Annotated in this window: 8 protein-coding genes; all 8 read left to right on the forward strand. The window is 34.4% G+C overall.

The window, feature by feature from the left end:
* The first annotated feature begins 25 nt into the window (after positions 1-25).
* The 8 genes from QY331_06170 to QY331_06205 all read left to right on the forward strand — a co-directional run bounded on the left by QY331_06170 (position 26) and on the right by QY331_06205 (position 15,331).
* Positions 26-1,336, forward strand: a complete 1,311-nt coding sequence (locus QY331_06170) for an extracellular solute-binding protein (protein ID WKZ70833.1) — start codon at positions 26-28, stop codon at positions 1,334-1,336.
* 3 nt (positions 1,337-1,339) lie between these two features.
* Entirely contained in the window at positions 1,340-2,842 is a 1,503-nt protein-coding gene (locus tag QY331_06175) for an ATP-binding protein (protein ID WKZ70834.1), read from the forward strand.
* A complete protein-coding gene (locus tag QY331_06180; protein WKZ70835.1) occupies positions 2,829-4,283 on the forward strand; it encodes a sigma-54 dependent transcriptional regulator in 1,455 nt (484 codons plus the stop codon). The genes QY331_06175 and QY331_06180 overlap by 14 nt, the downstream gene beginning before the upstream one ends.
* Positions 4,284-4,406: 123 nt before the next feature.
* The gene (locus QY331_06185; GenBank protein ID WKZ70836.1) at positions 4,407-6,383 is read left to right on the forward strand and encodes a cellulase family glycosylhydrolase; all 1,977 of its coding nucleotides are present in this window, start codon (positions 4,407-4,409) and stop codon (positions 6,381-6,383) included.
* Between the two features lie 12 nt (positions 6,384-6,395).
* On the forward strand, positions 6,396-8,237 hold the full coding sequence (locus tag QY331_06190) for a hypothetical protein (GenBank protein ID WKZ70837.1): 1,842 nt from the start codon (positions 6,396-6,398) through the stop codon (positions 8,235-8,237).
* A gap of 176 nt (positions 8,238-8,413) precedes the next feature.
* The gene (locus QY331_06195; GenBank protein WKZ70838.1) at positions 8,414-9,964 is read left to right on the forward strand and encodes a sodium/solute symporter; all 1,551 of its coding nucleotides are present in this window, start codon (positions 8,414-8,416) and stop codon (positions 9,962-9,964) included.
* 65 nt (positions 9,965-10,029) lie between these two features.
* The gene (locus tag QY331_06200) at positions 10,030-12,582 is read left to right on the forward strand and encodes a T9SS type A sorting domain-containing protein (protein ID WKZ70839.1); all 2,553 of its coding nucleotides are present in this window, start codon (positions 10,030-10,032) and stop codon (positions 12,580-12,582) included.
* 91 nt (positions 12,583-12,673) lie between these two features.
* Positions 12,674-15,331 carry a TonB-dependent receptor gene (locus QY331_06205; protein WKZ70840.1) on the forward strand — a complete coding sequence of 886 codons (2,658 nt, stop codon included), beginning with the start codon at positions 12,674-12,676 and terminating at the stop codon, positions 15,329-15,331.
* Positions 15,332-15,350 lie beyond the last annotated feature (19 nt).

Below are 15,350 nucleotides of genomic sequence, written 5' to 3' on the forward strand. Positions count from 1 at the left end.
CTTATTTTTCATTTTTTAGGTTGATATGAAAACTATACTTAAACCGATGAATTTGTTTTGGTTAATCGCAGTCATAATTTTTGCAATTATTTTTATTTACAGTGACAAAGATATAAGTTTAGATTCAACCTCCAGCCATATCACAAAAATACATTATGCCGATGGAATTACACCAACTCATTTACAATTGATTGAAAAGTTTAATAAAAAATATAATGGTAGAATTGAAGTTGTCCCGATCGATCTTCCGTTCAACAAATTTAGTACGAATGAACGAAAAGAACTTCTGGCAAGAGCTTTAAGAAGTAAAAGCGAAAAAATTGACTTATTCGCAGTTGATATTGTTTGGGGATACAGGTTTGCTAAGTGGGCAGAAAATCTCACATCTTATTTTAGTAAAGAAATGTTGGGAACTATGATTGAACCGATTTTGCCTACATGTTATTACAATGATTCTCTTTTTGCATTTCCTTTTACGATTGATATTGCAACAATGTACTATAGAGATGATTTATTACAAAATCTTCCTAATTATTCAGAAATTAAACACAAACTTGAAAACTCAATAACATGGGAAGATTTTATTCAACTCGGACTGAAGTTAAATGATAGTCAAAAACCTTTCTTTTCATTTCCTGCTTCGGATTATGAAGGTTTGATCTGCGGATTTACAGAAATGATATTAAATCAAGATCGAAACTTTTTTGATAATGGGAAAATTGATTTAACAAGACCCGAGTCGGTAAGAGCTCTTACAACACTAACCGATCTGATTAATAAATATAATCTTACTCCAAAAGCAGTTACTGCTTTTACCGAACATCCATGTCATCGATTTTATATTGATAACAATGGATATTTTGTAAGATCATGGCCCACATTTTTTTCTGAAAATTATAGTACAATCGATACGGCTATTAGAGATGATATAAAAAGAATTCCAACGCCACATTTTAGAGGTACAAAACCTGCCGTGGTGTATGGCGGATGGAATTTGGTAGTCTCCAAATTTTCTGAACATAAACCTGAAGTTTTAGAATTTATTCGTTTCCTATTAAGTCCAGAATCTCAACAAGAATTATTTGAAGGAAACGGTTCTTTACCAGTTTTGAAATCTGTTTATGAAAATTCCGATGTTGAAGATGCGGAAGTTCTTAACTATTACAAAAAGCAAATTGAGTTTGGTGTTCACAGACCTTTATTAGAAGATTATTCGAGAATTAGTGATATTATTTCTTATTACGTTCACAAAGCACTTTTGCAAGAGATTGGTGTAGAAGAAGCATTATTTGAAGCTACACGCATGGTAAACTCAAATGAGGTAATATTTAAATAGCCGATGACAAGACAAAAGTTTATAGAACATTTAAAACGATATCGTTTTGAATTACGCCACATAACTGTGCTTTTTATTGTATTGGTGTTTTTTCAAATAATTCTTTCAATAATCCAAAAGCAATCGCTGCAAAATTTTTTAGAAAATACACAGCAATGGTATCAACAAGATTCAGCTGAAAAAATTGCACATCTTGCAACAACTTCAATGGAATTGTTGTTAGAAAACGTCGATATAAGAAATATTGATTCAGACTATGAACAAAGGAAGATCATTCAATCGTTTAACATAATATTTAGTCAACAATTACTTGAAAAGAATATCGAAGATATCTGTCTTATTGTAAATATTGAAAACCAAGAAGTTGCAATTGACGACGGGACTACTTTATTCAATTTTTTACATGATCCAAATAAATTAGAAATCACTGCAGCAACAAGACACCAGCCGGCTTTGTCAGCATATAAAAAAATTAAAGAATCTATAAAATTAGACGAGCGAATTTACAGTATTATTGAAGGCGAACAAACTTTCCATACATTCGTTCCATTTGTCCCGAATGGAGAATACCAAGGTGTGCTTTATGTACGTAAACAGCCCGATCTCCATAATATAACCGGGGAAATCATTTCTAGTTATGAAGAAACAGCAATTATATATTCATCATTAATTTTATTTGGATTACTTGCAATGTATTATATCTCTTCATATACATTAAAAGAAAGAAACGAAGCACAAAAGAAATTGTACGAAGAATATGAAAGACATCTTAAAGAGCAAATTATTCATGAAAAAGAATCACTTTTTACAAAACGAATTTATCATACACATCATAAAGCCGAAAAGGTAATGGGATTTATTAAGGAGGATTTAAGAAAACTATCCGAAGAAAATTCACAAGAAATTATTGATAGAGTTACAAAGTATTCAAATTTTATTTCTCGTGTTATTTATGATATGAAATGGTACGATCCTCCGGTTCACACTGTACGCGGACAAATGTTTGATACCAATATAAATGAAGTCATAAAATTTTTAGTAGATCAACTCTTTCTAAGAATATCTTCTAAAACTGAATCATTTACTTTCAAATTGGAACTGGATGAAAAACTTCCTAATGTGCAAATCAACCAATTTGTAGTTTGGGAAATATTTGAGCCGCTTATTCAAAATTGTATCGATCACGCCAATGTTGAAAAAATAGAAATATACATCACAACAAAGTTTGATGCGGATAAAAAATTAAGCATAATCACTATATCCGATAACGGCAAAGGATTCAATCCCAAACTGCTTGAAAAAAATTCCGAAGGACAAAAATTATTATTCTCGGAAAATGTGTCCACAAAAATTTATGATAACCAAAATAGTGGTTATGGTTGTTATATTGCATATCAAATAGGAGTAAAACGATGTGGTTGGGAACTTGATGCTTCTAATAAAAATGATGGCGGTGCAGCGTTTATAATTAAAATTCATGATAGGGCAGTAAATGAGAAACAGTAATAAAATAAATTTACTTTTAATTGAAGATGAAGAATTTGATGTAAGGCGTGTCGAGAATACAATTCAAATATTTCATGAAAGTCTAAGCATTAAACAAATTGTCAGTAATGGTGCGGATGCATTAAAGATTCTTGAAGGCGATCCGAATGGTTTTGATGTAATTATTATGGATTACCAAATTGCCGGTGCAATTAGAGGTGAAGAACTCATCAAGAAAATAAAAAAGATAAATCAAACACTTCAGATAATTGTTATTACAAAACTTACTATTAACATAACGGATTTTGATTTTGCTAAAAAGTTAGTTGATGCCGGTGCTTTCTGGTACTGTACAAAATACCCGGGTGATATAGAAGAATTTATCTATCAACCTACAGATTTCCTAATGTCGGTATTTAATGCATTTGAAAAGAAAAAATTGGAAATGCAGACTTATTCTTCAAAGAAAAAACTTGCAAAAAATATCGAAGATATACTTGAGCGGAAAAAAATCATTGGTGAATCGGAATCAACAATAAAATTAAAATCGAAAATTGAAAAGCTCGCAGAAAGTGATGTAAGTATTTTAATCACCGGAGCTTCCGGAACCGGTAAGGAACTTGTTGCAAATAATATCCACTATAAAAGTAAAAGAAAGTATGAAAATTTTGTCCCGATAAACTGCGGCAGTATTCCACATGATCTGATAGAAAGTGAACTTTTTGGTTATGAAAAAGGGGCATTTACCGGTGCAGCAATCAGTAAAGCCGGACTATTTGAAGTAGCCGACCGTGGGACTATATTTTTGGATGAGATTGCAGAACTTCCCATGAACGCACAAGTTAAATTACTTCGTGTTATTCAAGAAGGTGAAATTGAAAAAATTGGTCGAACACAAAAAATTAAAGTTGATGTAAGAATTATTGCAGCTACAAATAAAGACCTCAAATTAGCTGTTGAAAATGGTTTGTTCAGAGAAGACTTATACTACAGACTAAATGTAGTTCCGCTCCACATCACACAATTAAAAGATAAACCCGAAGACATTCCGATTTTGGTTCAGCATTTTTTAGAAATTTATAGTCTGGAAATCGGGAAACCGGTAATTCATATTGATCCTGAACTTGTTAGAAGATTACAAGAATATAATTGGCCGGGAAATGTACGTGAATTGAGAAATGTTATTCAAAGATTAATTTTTAATGCGAATGAAAAAATTACAATCGACGACTATCAATATACTCTAATTGATTCCGGTAATTCAAAATCAAGTCAGCAAAAATTATTCAACTTTGGCATTCTAGAAGAAATACCAAATCTCAAAACATTAGAAAAAGATTTCAAAAAAGAATTTGTGGAATTTGTCCGCGATAATTCTGATTCAGATGCCGAAGCTGCACACAAACTTGGAATTGCACCATCAAATTTCCATCGTCTCTGTAAAGATCTCGGATTAAAATAATAGCTTATCAAAATGATAACTTTGTATGTCAAGATTAATAATTGAATTCTCACTAATCCAAAAAATACCAATATATCTTGTGGTCTAATTTTTGTATTAGTTTTTAAAAAACTTGAGAGATTAATGAAAACTAAAGCACTTCTTATACTTTGTTTATTAATTGTTGAAATCTCCGCCGGTGGTTTTCTCAAAGTTGACGGACAAAAGATTGTAAACGATGAAGGTGAAGTATATCTAAAAGGAATTGGTTTGGGCGGTTGGATGTTGATGGAAGGATATATGTTCAAAACATCAGCATTTGCGAATGCCGAACATCAGATTAAAGCCAAAATTGTTGATGTGGTTGGTGATCAAAAAGCTGAAGAATTTTTCGATTATTTACATCAGAATTTTGTAACCGAAGCGGATATTGATAGAATTGCCGAATGGGGATTTAATTCAATTCGTTTACCCATGCATTACAATAAACTTACACCTGAAGATCAACCGGGAGTCTATCTTGAAAAAGGATTTCAATACATCGATAATTTACTTGATTGGTGTGAAAAGAATGAACTCTACTTGATATTAGATCTTCATGCCGCACCCGGTGGACAAAGTGACGAACCAATTAGTGATTATGATCCAACTAAACCATCGTTATGGGAGAGTGAAGAAAACAAGCAAAGAACCGTTGACCTTTGGAGGGTTATTGCCGAACGTTATGCAAATGAAGAATGGATCGGTGGATATGACTTAATAAATGAAACAAAGTGGGATCTCGGGAACAATAATGCACCGCTTCGAGAACTGATGATTAGAATTACCGATGCTATTCGAGAAGTTGATACTAATCATATTGTCTATATCGAGGGCAATTGGTTTGCAACTAATTTTACGGGATTAGCTCCTGCATGGGATGAAAACTTAGTGTGGAGTTTTCATAAATATTGGAATGAAAACACGCAATCAGCTATTAATAGTTACCTGACTCTAAGATCGCAGACAAATAAACCACTTTGGCTTGGTGAAACCGGGGAGAACTCAAATGTATGGTTTACGGATTGTGTTAAGCTGATGAAACAAAATAATATTGGCTGGGCATGGTGGCCTCTCAAAAAAATTGATGCAATTGCCGGTCCGCTTTCAGCCGAGATTGTTGCGGGGTATCAGCAGTTATTAAATTATTGGCAAGGCAGCGGAAGTAAACCAAATCCAACAGATGCATATAATTCGCTCATCGCGCAACTTGATAAACTCAAATTAGAAAATTGTGTTTATCGTCCGGATGTAATTAATGCATTGATCGAACTTCCGGAAAATGAAATTGCAAAACCTTTTAAGGAACATTCTATCCCGGGGAAAATCTTTTTCACTGAATATGATATGGGACCATTAAGTGTCGCATATTTTGATAAAGATTATCATAATATTGGGACTGAAGAGCAGTCAACTTATAATTCAGGTTATCAATTTAGAAATGACGGTGTTGATATAGAAAAATGTACGGATGCGGTTACAAATGGTTACAATGTTGGTTGGATTGATTCAGGCGAATATCTAACCTTTACAGTAAATGTGAGTAATTCCGGGGCATATAAACTTAGTTTGAGAATTTCTGCAAATAACACTGGCGGGAAAATTCTTTTTTACCTAAATGATAACGCAATGACCTCGATGATTGACGTACCGAGTACAGGCGGCTGGCAAAACTGGAATACTCTGAATTATGGTAATGTTGAGTTACCACAAGGCGTCCATAAGATCACAGTCAGATTTTATTTCGGCGGATTTAATGTAAACTTTTTTGAATTGGAGCAAGTAAGCTCAACCGGCGATGATGAAGAAAAACTTCTTAATTTTAATTTAGAACAAAATTATCCAAATCCATTTAACGGTGGTACCACAATTAAATATTCACTTCCATCAGCAACTGATGTTGAATTGAATGTTTATGATTCTACCGGACAACATGTAAAAACATTAGTTCATCAATATTCTGTTGCTGGGGATTATGAAATAAATTGGGAACACAATTCTTTATCGAGCGGAATATATTTTTATACTTTAAATACATCTGCCGGTTATAATGAAACTCGCAAAGCGGTTTATCTAAAGTAGATTGTAAACTATATGTCGAAGAATACTAAAACTAAGAAATGGTTCTATCTCGTATTAATCGCTATACCTATTATATTTTTTATTCTTCTTGAATTATTTTTGAGAATTTTTGAATACGGTGAAGATTATTCCACTTTTGTTGTTATCGAAGAAATATCATCGAATCAATATTTTTTCAACCCAAAATTTCCGGAAAAATATTTTACGAATTCTGAAACAATTCCTTCAGTAATCCCTGATCCTTTTGATAAAGAAAAGGCAGAAAACACAATTCGGATATTTGCATTTGGAGGAAGTACAACAGCAGGTTATCCTTATTCACCTAATGCATCATTCCCGCGGATCATAAAAAATAAGTTAGAAATGTTTTATCCTACACATAAGATTGAGGTTATAAATCTTGGTGTCTCAGCGGTCAACACATATTTTATAAAAGATATTTTACCGGATGTTTTATCGCATAAACCCGATTTGCTGCTGTTCTATTCTGGTCACAATGAATTTTACGGTGCACTTGGTCCGGCTTCAACTGAATATATTTCCGGGAATACTTTTATAATTAATCTCACACTCACCTTTAGAGAAACAAAAATTTATCAGCTACTAAGGAATATAATCAGTTCAGTAAGCGTATCAATTATTTCCGAAAAGAATATTTCTCGGAATACTTTAATGGAATCAATGATAAATGAGCAAGAAGTATCTCTTGATTCTGAAATTTATAAAAAGGGAATTGAGCAATACAGAAATAATTTATCCGAGATATTGAATAAATGTATTGATAATAATGTGCCGGTTATAATTGGAAATCTTGTATCTAATCTTAAACAAAAACCGTTAGGTAGAAAATCTAGCCTGGCATATCAATATTACGAAACGGCTGAAAAATATTTGTTAGATGGTGATTCTATACTAGCTAGAGAAGAATTTATTAAAGCAAAAGATAATGATCTGATTAAATTCAGAGCAACCGAGGATTTTAATCTTATAATAGATGACTTATCCGACGAGTTAAATTTTAAAGTGGTTAATTTGCAAAATGGATTTTACAAGAAAAGCAGCAATTCAATTATTGGTTATGAGTTAATGATTGATCATCTTCATCCGAATCTAACCGGATATAATTTAATGGCGGATATATTCTATGCAGAAGTTGATGAACAATTGAAAAAAAAATTCAGGAAAGAGTTGAAAGTTAATCCGGATGCTGTCAATAAATATTTAGAGGATAATTTCCCATTTACAAGATATGATTCAACACTTGCTGATATAAAAATTCAATTGTTACTTAACAGTTTTCCTTTTACGAATGCTGAATATAAGTTAAGTAGTTACAAGTTGAATAATTTTGCTGATTCAACAGCAATGTTAACAATTCAAGGAGAACTTGGATGGGCTGCTGCTCATCTAAAACTTTTTGATTTTTATTTTGAAGAAGACCAATATGAAAAGGCGATAAAAGAAATATTTTCTTTAATGGAAGATAGACCATTTTATAAATCAGCATTGCAGTATGCAATTCCCAAAATTATTAAAGCCGGTTATGTGAGAGACGCAAAACATATTTTAGTAAGAAATCACAAACGATATCCGGATGGATTCACATCAAAAAATCTTGGTGTAATAAATCTTAATGAAGGTAATAATAATCTCGCAAATGCTTTGTTAAATGAGGCAGTAAAATTCAATAATAGAGATGCTGAAGCTTATTTTCATTTATCTAGGTCATATTTTTTCATGAATGATTTGGAGAGCGCCGTAAGTGCTATTGAGAAATGTTTATTACTTAATCCTGATTACAAAGGTGCAGAAGAAATTCACAATAGATTAATCAAAATGAAAAAAAGTAACTAGTATAAAAAGAGATTAGTGGTCTAATTTCTTATTAAAATAATAACTTCGTTCTTATCAAATTGATAATCAGATTAAATTCCTTCAATTAAAATCCTCCAAATTACAGCAAATCAATCAAAATACCTTTGGCACCGTTTATGTATTATAATTAATAACCAAACCCCATGGTATTATAATTGATTGAAAACATCAGTTTTATAGACAATATTGTAATCATTATTTACTTCGGAATTGTTCTTCTGATCGGTATCTATCATCAACGATCTAAGATCAAAAATTCCGAAGATTACTTTCTTGCCGGAAGGAAAATGGGGTGGATAGCAGTTGGGACATCTCTCTTTGCCACAAACATTTCATCAGAACATTTGATTGGTTTAGCCGGTACCGGATCTACACGCGGACTTTCGGTCGGTCAGTTTGAGTGGCTGGCTGTTTTTATTTTAATAATTCTCGGCTATGTTTTTGCCCCTATATTTTTACGTTCAAAAGTTTTTACCGTTCCGGAATTTTTCGGACAAAGATTTGACCAGCGAAGCAGAACATATTTAGCTGCAATTTCTGTCACTGCTTATTTCTTCACAAAAATTGCGGTTACATTACTCGCGGCAAGCTATTTACTTAAATTGGTGCTAGGTTGGGATATGTTTGCATCCACGGTTTTAATTGTTCTGCTCACTGGTCTCTATACTATTGTCGGCGGTTTGCACAGTGTTATCAAAACACAGTTATTCCAAGCCGGGCTTTTAATCTTCGGCGCATTTCTACTTGTTTACTATGGTATTTCTCAAATAGGTGGTTTTTCAGCATTGACCGAGCAGCTCCCCAATGATTATTTTACACTCTTTAAACCCATTGATGATCCGGATTTCCCTTGGACAGGTATTATTTTTGGCGCACCGATTCTTGCTATTTGGTATTGGTGTACCGACCAGTACATTGTTCAAAGAATCCTAAGTGCAAAAGGAATTGAACACGCACGTAAGGGAACATTATTAGCAGGTTTTTTAAAAATTTTCCCAATTTTTCTTTTCATTCTTCCAGGTATGATAGCTGTAGTCTTATTTCCCGGTATCTCCGGTAATGAAGCCTACACTTATTTGTTGACCGGAAATCTTCTACCGGTTGGAATTAAAGGAATAGTAATTTCAGGTTTATTCGCAGCGTTGATGTCATCTCTTTCGAGCGCATTTAACAGCTCAGCCACATTGATAGCAAATGATTTTTATAAACCACGTAAACCTGAGATGAAAGACGAAGAGTTTGTCTTGGTTGGAAGGCTAGCAACAACGATAATAGTAATTCTAACTATCTGTTTAATTCCGCTTCTTAAGATGATGAGCACGGACATTTATCTTTATCTTCAAACTTTACAGGCATACATAAGTCCGCCTATTGCAAGTGTATTCTTGATCGGAATTTTCTGGCGAAAGGTTACCGCATCTGCCGCAATAATTGCTTTAATAACTGGTGGATTTCTTGGATTCATTAAAATCTTATTGAGTATAGTAAATCCAAGCTTAATAGGGGATTTAGGTTTATTGACTGCATATTCCGAAATAAACTACCTTCATTTTGCAACTATGCTTTTTGTTGTTACCTCGGTTGTGCTTGTTATAGCTAGTCTGGTAAAAACACAAAGCATTCAAGAAGGAATAAAAACAGGTGAATTTGTTTTTCGTAAAAATGATTTAGCAACAAGTTGGACAAGAGCAAAAATAAAAAATTAAACTGGAGTAAATGATTTAATGTACTTCATATTCAAAACAAACATCAATAAAGGGAGGAATTCCTTATGAAGCGATTCTTACTTATTTGCCTTATTCTTTTTACTGGGGCAATCTTTGCACAAGAGGAGATCATCAATGATTTTGATGAAGCTCCTGATTCAAATTATTGGGCATTCTATCAAAACGATAATGCCGATTCAAACGTCAGCTACATGAATTTTGAATTCGTGAACGATAATGTTCATGATGGTGCGGCTGCAATGCAAGTAACATACAGTGCTCACAATGCCGAAACCTGGGGCGGTTTCGTGAAACTTGAACACTGGTATTATGCTGACTCAAACGGTACATATGACTGGTCAGCGTATGATACTCTATCAATATGGTATAATAACACTATACCGGCTTCTGAGTCAGGTAGAGTCCATTTTAGACTAAATCTTCACGATGTCAGCGATGCAACTACCGGTAACAAAACCTATGATGTAGGTGATGTAGAATACTGGTATTCGTTCAATTTCATCTTGGATGATGCACCGGGCTGGCACGAATTAAAATTCGTACTTGCAGGTGTTCAAGATACAGATCAATCCGGTGACGACAAATTTCACTTGACCGGCTGGTCTGGTATTGCAGGTAACGCTACATTAGATTTAGATAAAATAAAAGGCTTCTCTTTTGAAATCTCTATTAATGGTTCCGGCGACGGTGATGCTGTAAACGGACAGATCGTTTTCGATAAGATGACATTAAAGAGCCCTTCTGCAAATCCATTAGTTTTATTCAACGGCGCAGCAGTTCCTGGAGGTGTTACTTTAGGAACAGGTGGTTGGAGTGATCACGGAGTAGAAGTTACTAGCGAAGAAGCTTATACCCCCGGTACTAAATCAATCAAATGGACGCTTGGAAGTGATTGGTCAGTTTGGGATGGCGTAAACTGGACTTTAAGTAAAATTAAAAACTTAGCTTTTAGATGGGGTGTCGATTCTCTGAAATTTAAAATTAAAACTGATGCCGGTATTGGTCCTCTTAAACTTGTTATTCTTGATGACGATACAGACGGTGACGGTCCGGATTTAATGTTTGAAGCTGGATATATGATCGAAGAATCAATGCTTAATTATGATGGCACTTGGAAGGTAGTATCAATTCCTCTTAGAGATTTCAGCAGATTTGACGGTGGCTGGAATGGAAGCGGAACAACTCCTGGTGAAATGGATTCTTCAAGAGTTAAGCAAGTTAAATTATTAATGGCTAGTGCAGCTGGCGCAGGGTACACTGTTTATCTTGATGATGTTTGGACAGGTGATCCAGAATTTGACGTAATTGCTCCTGATGCTCCAGGTCTTGTTAACGTTGCTGCCGGTGATTATGTTAACTTAATTACATGGACAGATGTTCCCGGTGAATCAAATGAATCTTACAATATCTTTTATAGTTTTAATCCAATCACAGATTTAACAAAGCTTGATGTAGAAGTTGTTGCTATTGGAGTTGGAGAAAATGAACAATTAGCTACTCACGTGTTGAGAGCTCCACTTACAGATCAAGATGTAACATTTTATTATGCCGTTACTTGTGTAGATGCTTCAGGAAATGAAAGCGTAATTGCAGCATCCGATCCTGCTACTCTAACCAATACAGCAAAAGGTGTTGCAGTAATTAATAATGGTGCCCCGGCTAATTTTGTAGCTGACGGTAATCTTGGTGAGTGGGCTAATATCATGCCTTTCAGAATGTTCCCATCGGATGGAAGTGGTACAGTTGTAACAAATCAAGTGATTGACGGCGATGAAGATCTTTCAGTTAATGCTTATTTAGCTGCAGACGCTGAATACCTTTATTTTGCATTCGATATTACCGACGATGTAAACTCTATTGATACAACAATTGCAACTTATTTGACTGATGGTGCAGATCTATTTATCGGTTTATACAATTGGCATGGACTTTCACACGTTGCCCATCAACGCGGTATTGAGCCTGATTATCAATTCAGATTTGTATCAAATGCTATCATAGCAGCTAACATTGGCGATGCTGTGATTAAACGTCCCGGTGAAGACTATGTATTTATGGAAAGATTCCCATCAGGTTACTTTATTGAAGGTAGAATGTCATTTGAAGAAATTAGTCAACTAGCTAACCCGGATGATATTTTATACACTCCTGATTTAGGTCATAGAATTAAAATTGACTATTCGTTAAATGATGCCGATGCAACCGGCCAACGAGAAGGTATCATGACATTATCTCCAAACAATGAAGATCAATCTTGGAATAATGTTAGCCGTTGGACTTATACTTGGATTGGTAATTCAATGATTTCCGATGTTGAAGATGATGAACTAGCTTTATCATTTGAATTATCTCAAAATTATCCAAACCCATTTAACCCAACAACTACAATTAACTATACTGTTCCTACTAATGAATTAGTTACATTGAAAGTGTTCAACATATTGGGTCAAGAAGTAAAAACATTAGTAAACAAAGTACAAAATGCAGGTCATCACACAGTATCATTTGATGCTAGCACATTAGCAAGTGGTGTATATATTTACAGATTATCATCCGGTAATTTTGTAAATACTAAAAAGATGATGTTAATTAAATAAGATATGCAGTTCGGCGGGGCTTTTGGTACCTCCCAAAATATGCCCCGCCTTTTCTTGAATGAAATTATGACTCAATTCAATGAGGTTGAAATTGAAACAAAAGAATAGAATTTTCGTGCAATTTATTTTTGCTTTGTTATTTATCGCCACAACATTTTATGCCGGACAAACTGGCAAAGTGGCCGGTAATGTTAAAGACAGCGAAACAGGTGAACCGATAATTGGGGCAAACATTGTTTTAGAAGGAACATACTTTGGTGCGGCTGCCGATTTTGAAGGTTACTATTATATCAATAATATCCCTCCCGGTAAATATACTGTTATTGTGAGTGCAATCGGTTACGGTAAAACGATCATCAATGAAGTTGTTGTAAGAATTGACCTTACCACAAGTCTTGATGTCAATTTGGTCCCCGAATCAATTCAATTGGGTGAAGATATTATTGTAACTGCAGAAAGACCTTTAATTACAAAAGATCTTACCTCTACTAAAGCTACTGTCTCTTCAAGTGAAATTGCACTGTTGCCTGTTGATAATGTTAGCCAAGTTATCAATTTACAAGCAGGTGTTGTTGACGGTCACTTTAGAGGAGGACGATCTAACGAGGTTGCTTACCTTGTCGACGGTATTCCAATTACTGATGTATTCAGCGGATCGAATTCGGTTCAGATCGAAAATTCATCCATTCGAGAACTTGAAGTAATTAGCGGAACATTTAATGCTGAATACGGACAAGCACTTTCCGGTGTCGTAAATATTGTTACCAAAGAAGGAAGTTCCAAATATGAAGGCAATGTAACTGCCTATGCAGGAACTTATCTTGCGGCTGATGATGGCGTTTATGAAAATTTGGATAATCTAAAGATCGATGGCGTTAAAGATCTTAATCTTTCACTAAGCGGCCCAACTCCATTGAGCAATCTATCCTTTTTTGTTACTGGAAGATACTTCAGAAATGATGGTTATTTTTATGGTAGAAGAGTTTATAATACTAGCGATTCAAATCCATTTCAACCTACCGGAGATAATTCATACGTTAAAATGAATTATGAATACCGAACTTCATTTAACGGTAAATTAACTTATTCGTTGCCGCAGTGGAAATTTAGTTATGGTTTATTCTGGGATGATTCGGAAAATAAATATTACTCTCATGAATACAAATGGACGCCCGATGGTATTAAAACACATTACGGTGAAGATATAATTCATAATCTCCAAATTTCTTTCTATCCATCTCAAAGCACTTTTTCGACTTTAAAATTATCAAACAACATATATAGATTTAACGGGTATCTTTACGAAGATCCTTATGATCCTCGCTATGTTGATCCTTATCAAGGTACCCCTACTTCAGGTTATACCTTTAGACACGGTGGACAAGAATCCGATAGATATAATAGATCAACAAAAACTATGATCGGTCAATGGCATTTAGAATCTCAAGTCTCTAAAGAGCATAAAGTAAAAATTGGTGTTGAAGCACAAAGACATGAGATTTACAATCACTGGTCAACAATTTATAATTTAACTGAAGGACAAGTTGATGAAAACGGTGATCCGATATTTACATTGGGTTATCGTGATCCAGGTACACCCGGTAATCAATCTTATTACAAAGAGCCATATCAAATAGCTGGATTTATACAAGATAAGATGGAATACGATATAATGATTATCAATGCCGGTATTCGATTCGATTATTTCAACCCTAATACAACAATGCCGGCGGATTTTAGAAATCCATCGAGAATTAATCCAAATCCGAATTTTCCGGGTGCCGGACTAACAAGAGAAGTTGAAGCAAAATATCAAGTTAGCCCGCGTATCGGTGTTTCATTTCCTATCTCTGATCAAGGTGCAATTTATTTTTCATATGGTCACTTCTTCCAAATACCAAATTTCGAAAATCTTTACAGAAATGACGAATATATAATTGACCAAGGACAATCGCTCAACACAATTACCGGCAATCCTGATCTTGACGCGCAAAAGACAGTTAAATATGAATTAGGATTGCAGCAAGTTGTTTTCCCGAATGTTTCTCTTGATGTTACTGCTTATTATAGTGATATCAGAAATTTATTGGGAATGGAAATCGTTAATACCTATGAAGGATTTAAGTATGCGCGTTTTATTAATAAAGATTACGGCAACGTAAAAGGATTAATTTTAACACTTGATAGAAGATTTGCCGATTTCTTCAGTTTAACAATTGACTACACGTATCAAATAGCAGAAGGCAACTCATCCGATCCGTTTACTGTTTATAATAATAACCAATCAGATCCGCCTGTTGAACCCGAGAAAAAAGTTGTACCACTAAATTGGGATCAAAATTCAACTTTGAACATTCAAGCAACTATTGGACAACCCGGTGATTGGACAGTCGGTTTTATTGTGCAATACGGTTCCGGAATGCCTTATACCGAAGACATACAAATTTCCAACGGGGTTAGATTTGAAAACGGTGGTCGTAAACCGGCAACAATTAATGTGGACTTAAAAGCGGATAAATTCTTCGATATTTTCGGAGTAAAGATGCATGCTTATTTACTTGTATTCAACTTATTCGATACACGTAACGAATATGGCGTTTATGCAACAACCGGTCGTGCGAATTCTGACTTAAATACAAAGTATGCCGGAGACATAAACGGATTGAATACTATCGATCAATTTGTGAATAACCCAAGTATGTATTCTGCACCAAGACAAGTGAGACTCGGATTGAGTTTTGGATTTTAAGTAGTAATATTCTCTAATG

The organism is Melioribacteraceae bacterium (genome assembly GCA_030584085.1).
Taxonomy (GTDB): domain Bacteria; phylum Bacteroidota; class Ignavibacteria; order Ignavibacteriales; family Melioribacteraceae; genus SURF-28.

Bases quoted from the DNA above. Each gene is read 5' to 3' on its own strand.
- QY331_06200 (WKZ70839.1), top strand. From the start codon at position 10,030: ATGAAGCGATTCTTACTTATTTGCCTTATTCTTTTTACTGGGGCAATC.
- QY331_06185 (WKZ70836.1), top strand. From the start codon at position 4,407: ATGAAAACTAAAGCACTTCTTATACTTTGTTTATTAATTGTTGAAATC.
- QY331_06190 (WKZ70837.1), top strand. From the start codon at position 6,396: ATGTCGAAGAATACTAAAACTAAGAAATGGTTCTATCTCGTATTAATC.
- QY331_06170 (WKZ70833.1), top strand. From the start codon at position 26: ATGAAAACTATACTTAAACCGATGAATTTGTTTTGGTTAATCGCAGTC.
- QY331_06175 (WKZ70834.1), top strand. From the start codon at position 1,340: ATGACAAGACAAAAGTTTATAGAACATTTAAAACGATATCGTTTTGAA.
- QY331_06180 (WKZ70835.1), top strand. From the start codon at position 2,829: ATGAGAAACAGTAATAAAATAAATTTACTTTTAATTGAAGATGAAGAA.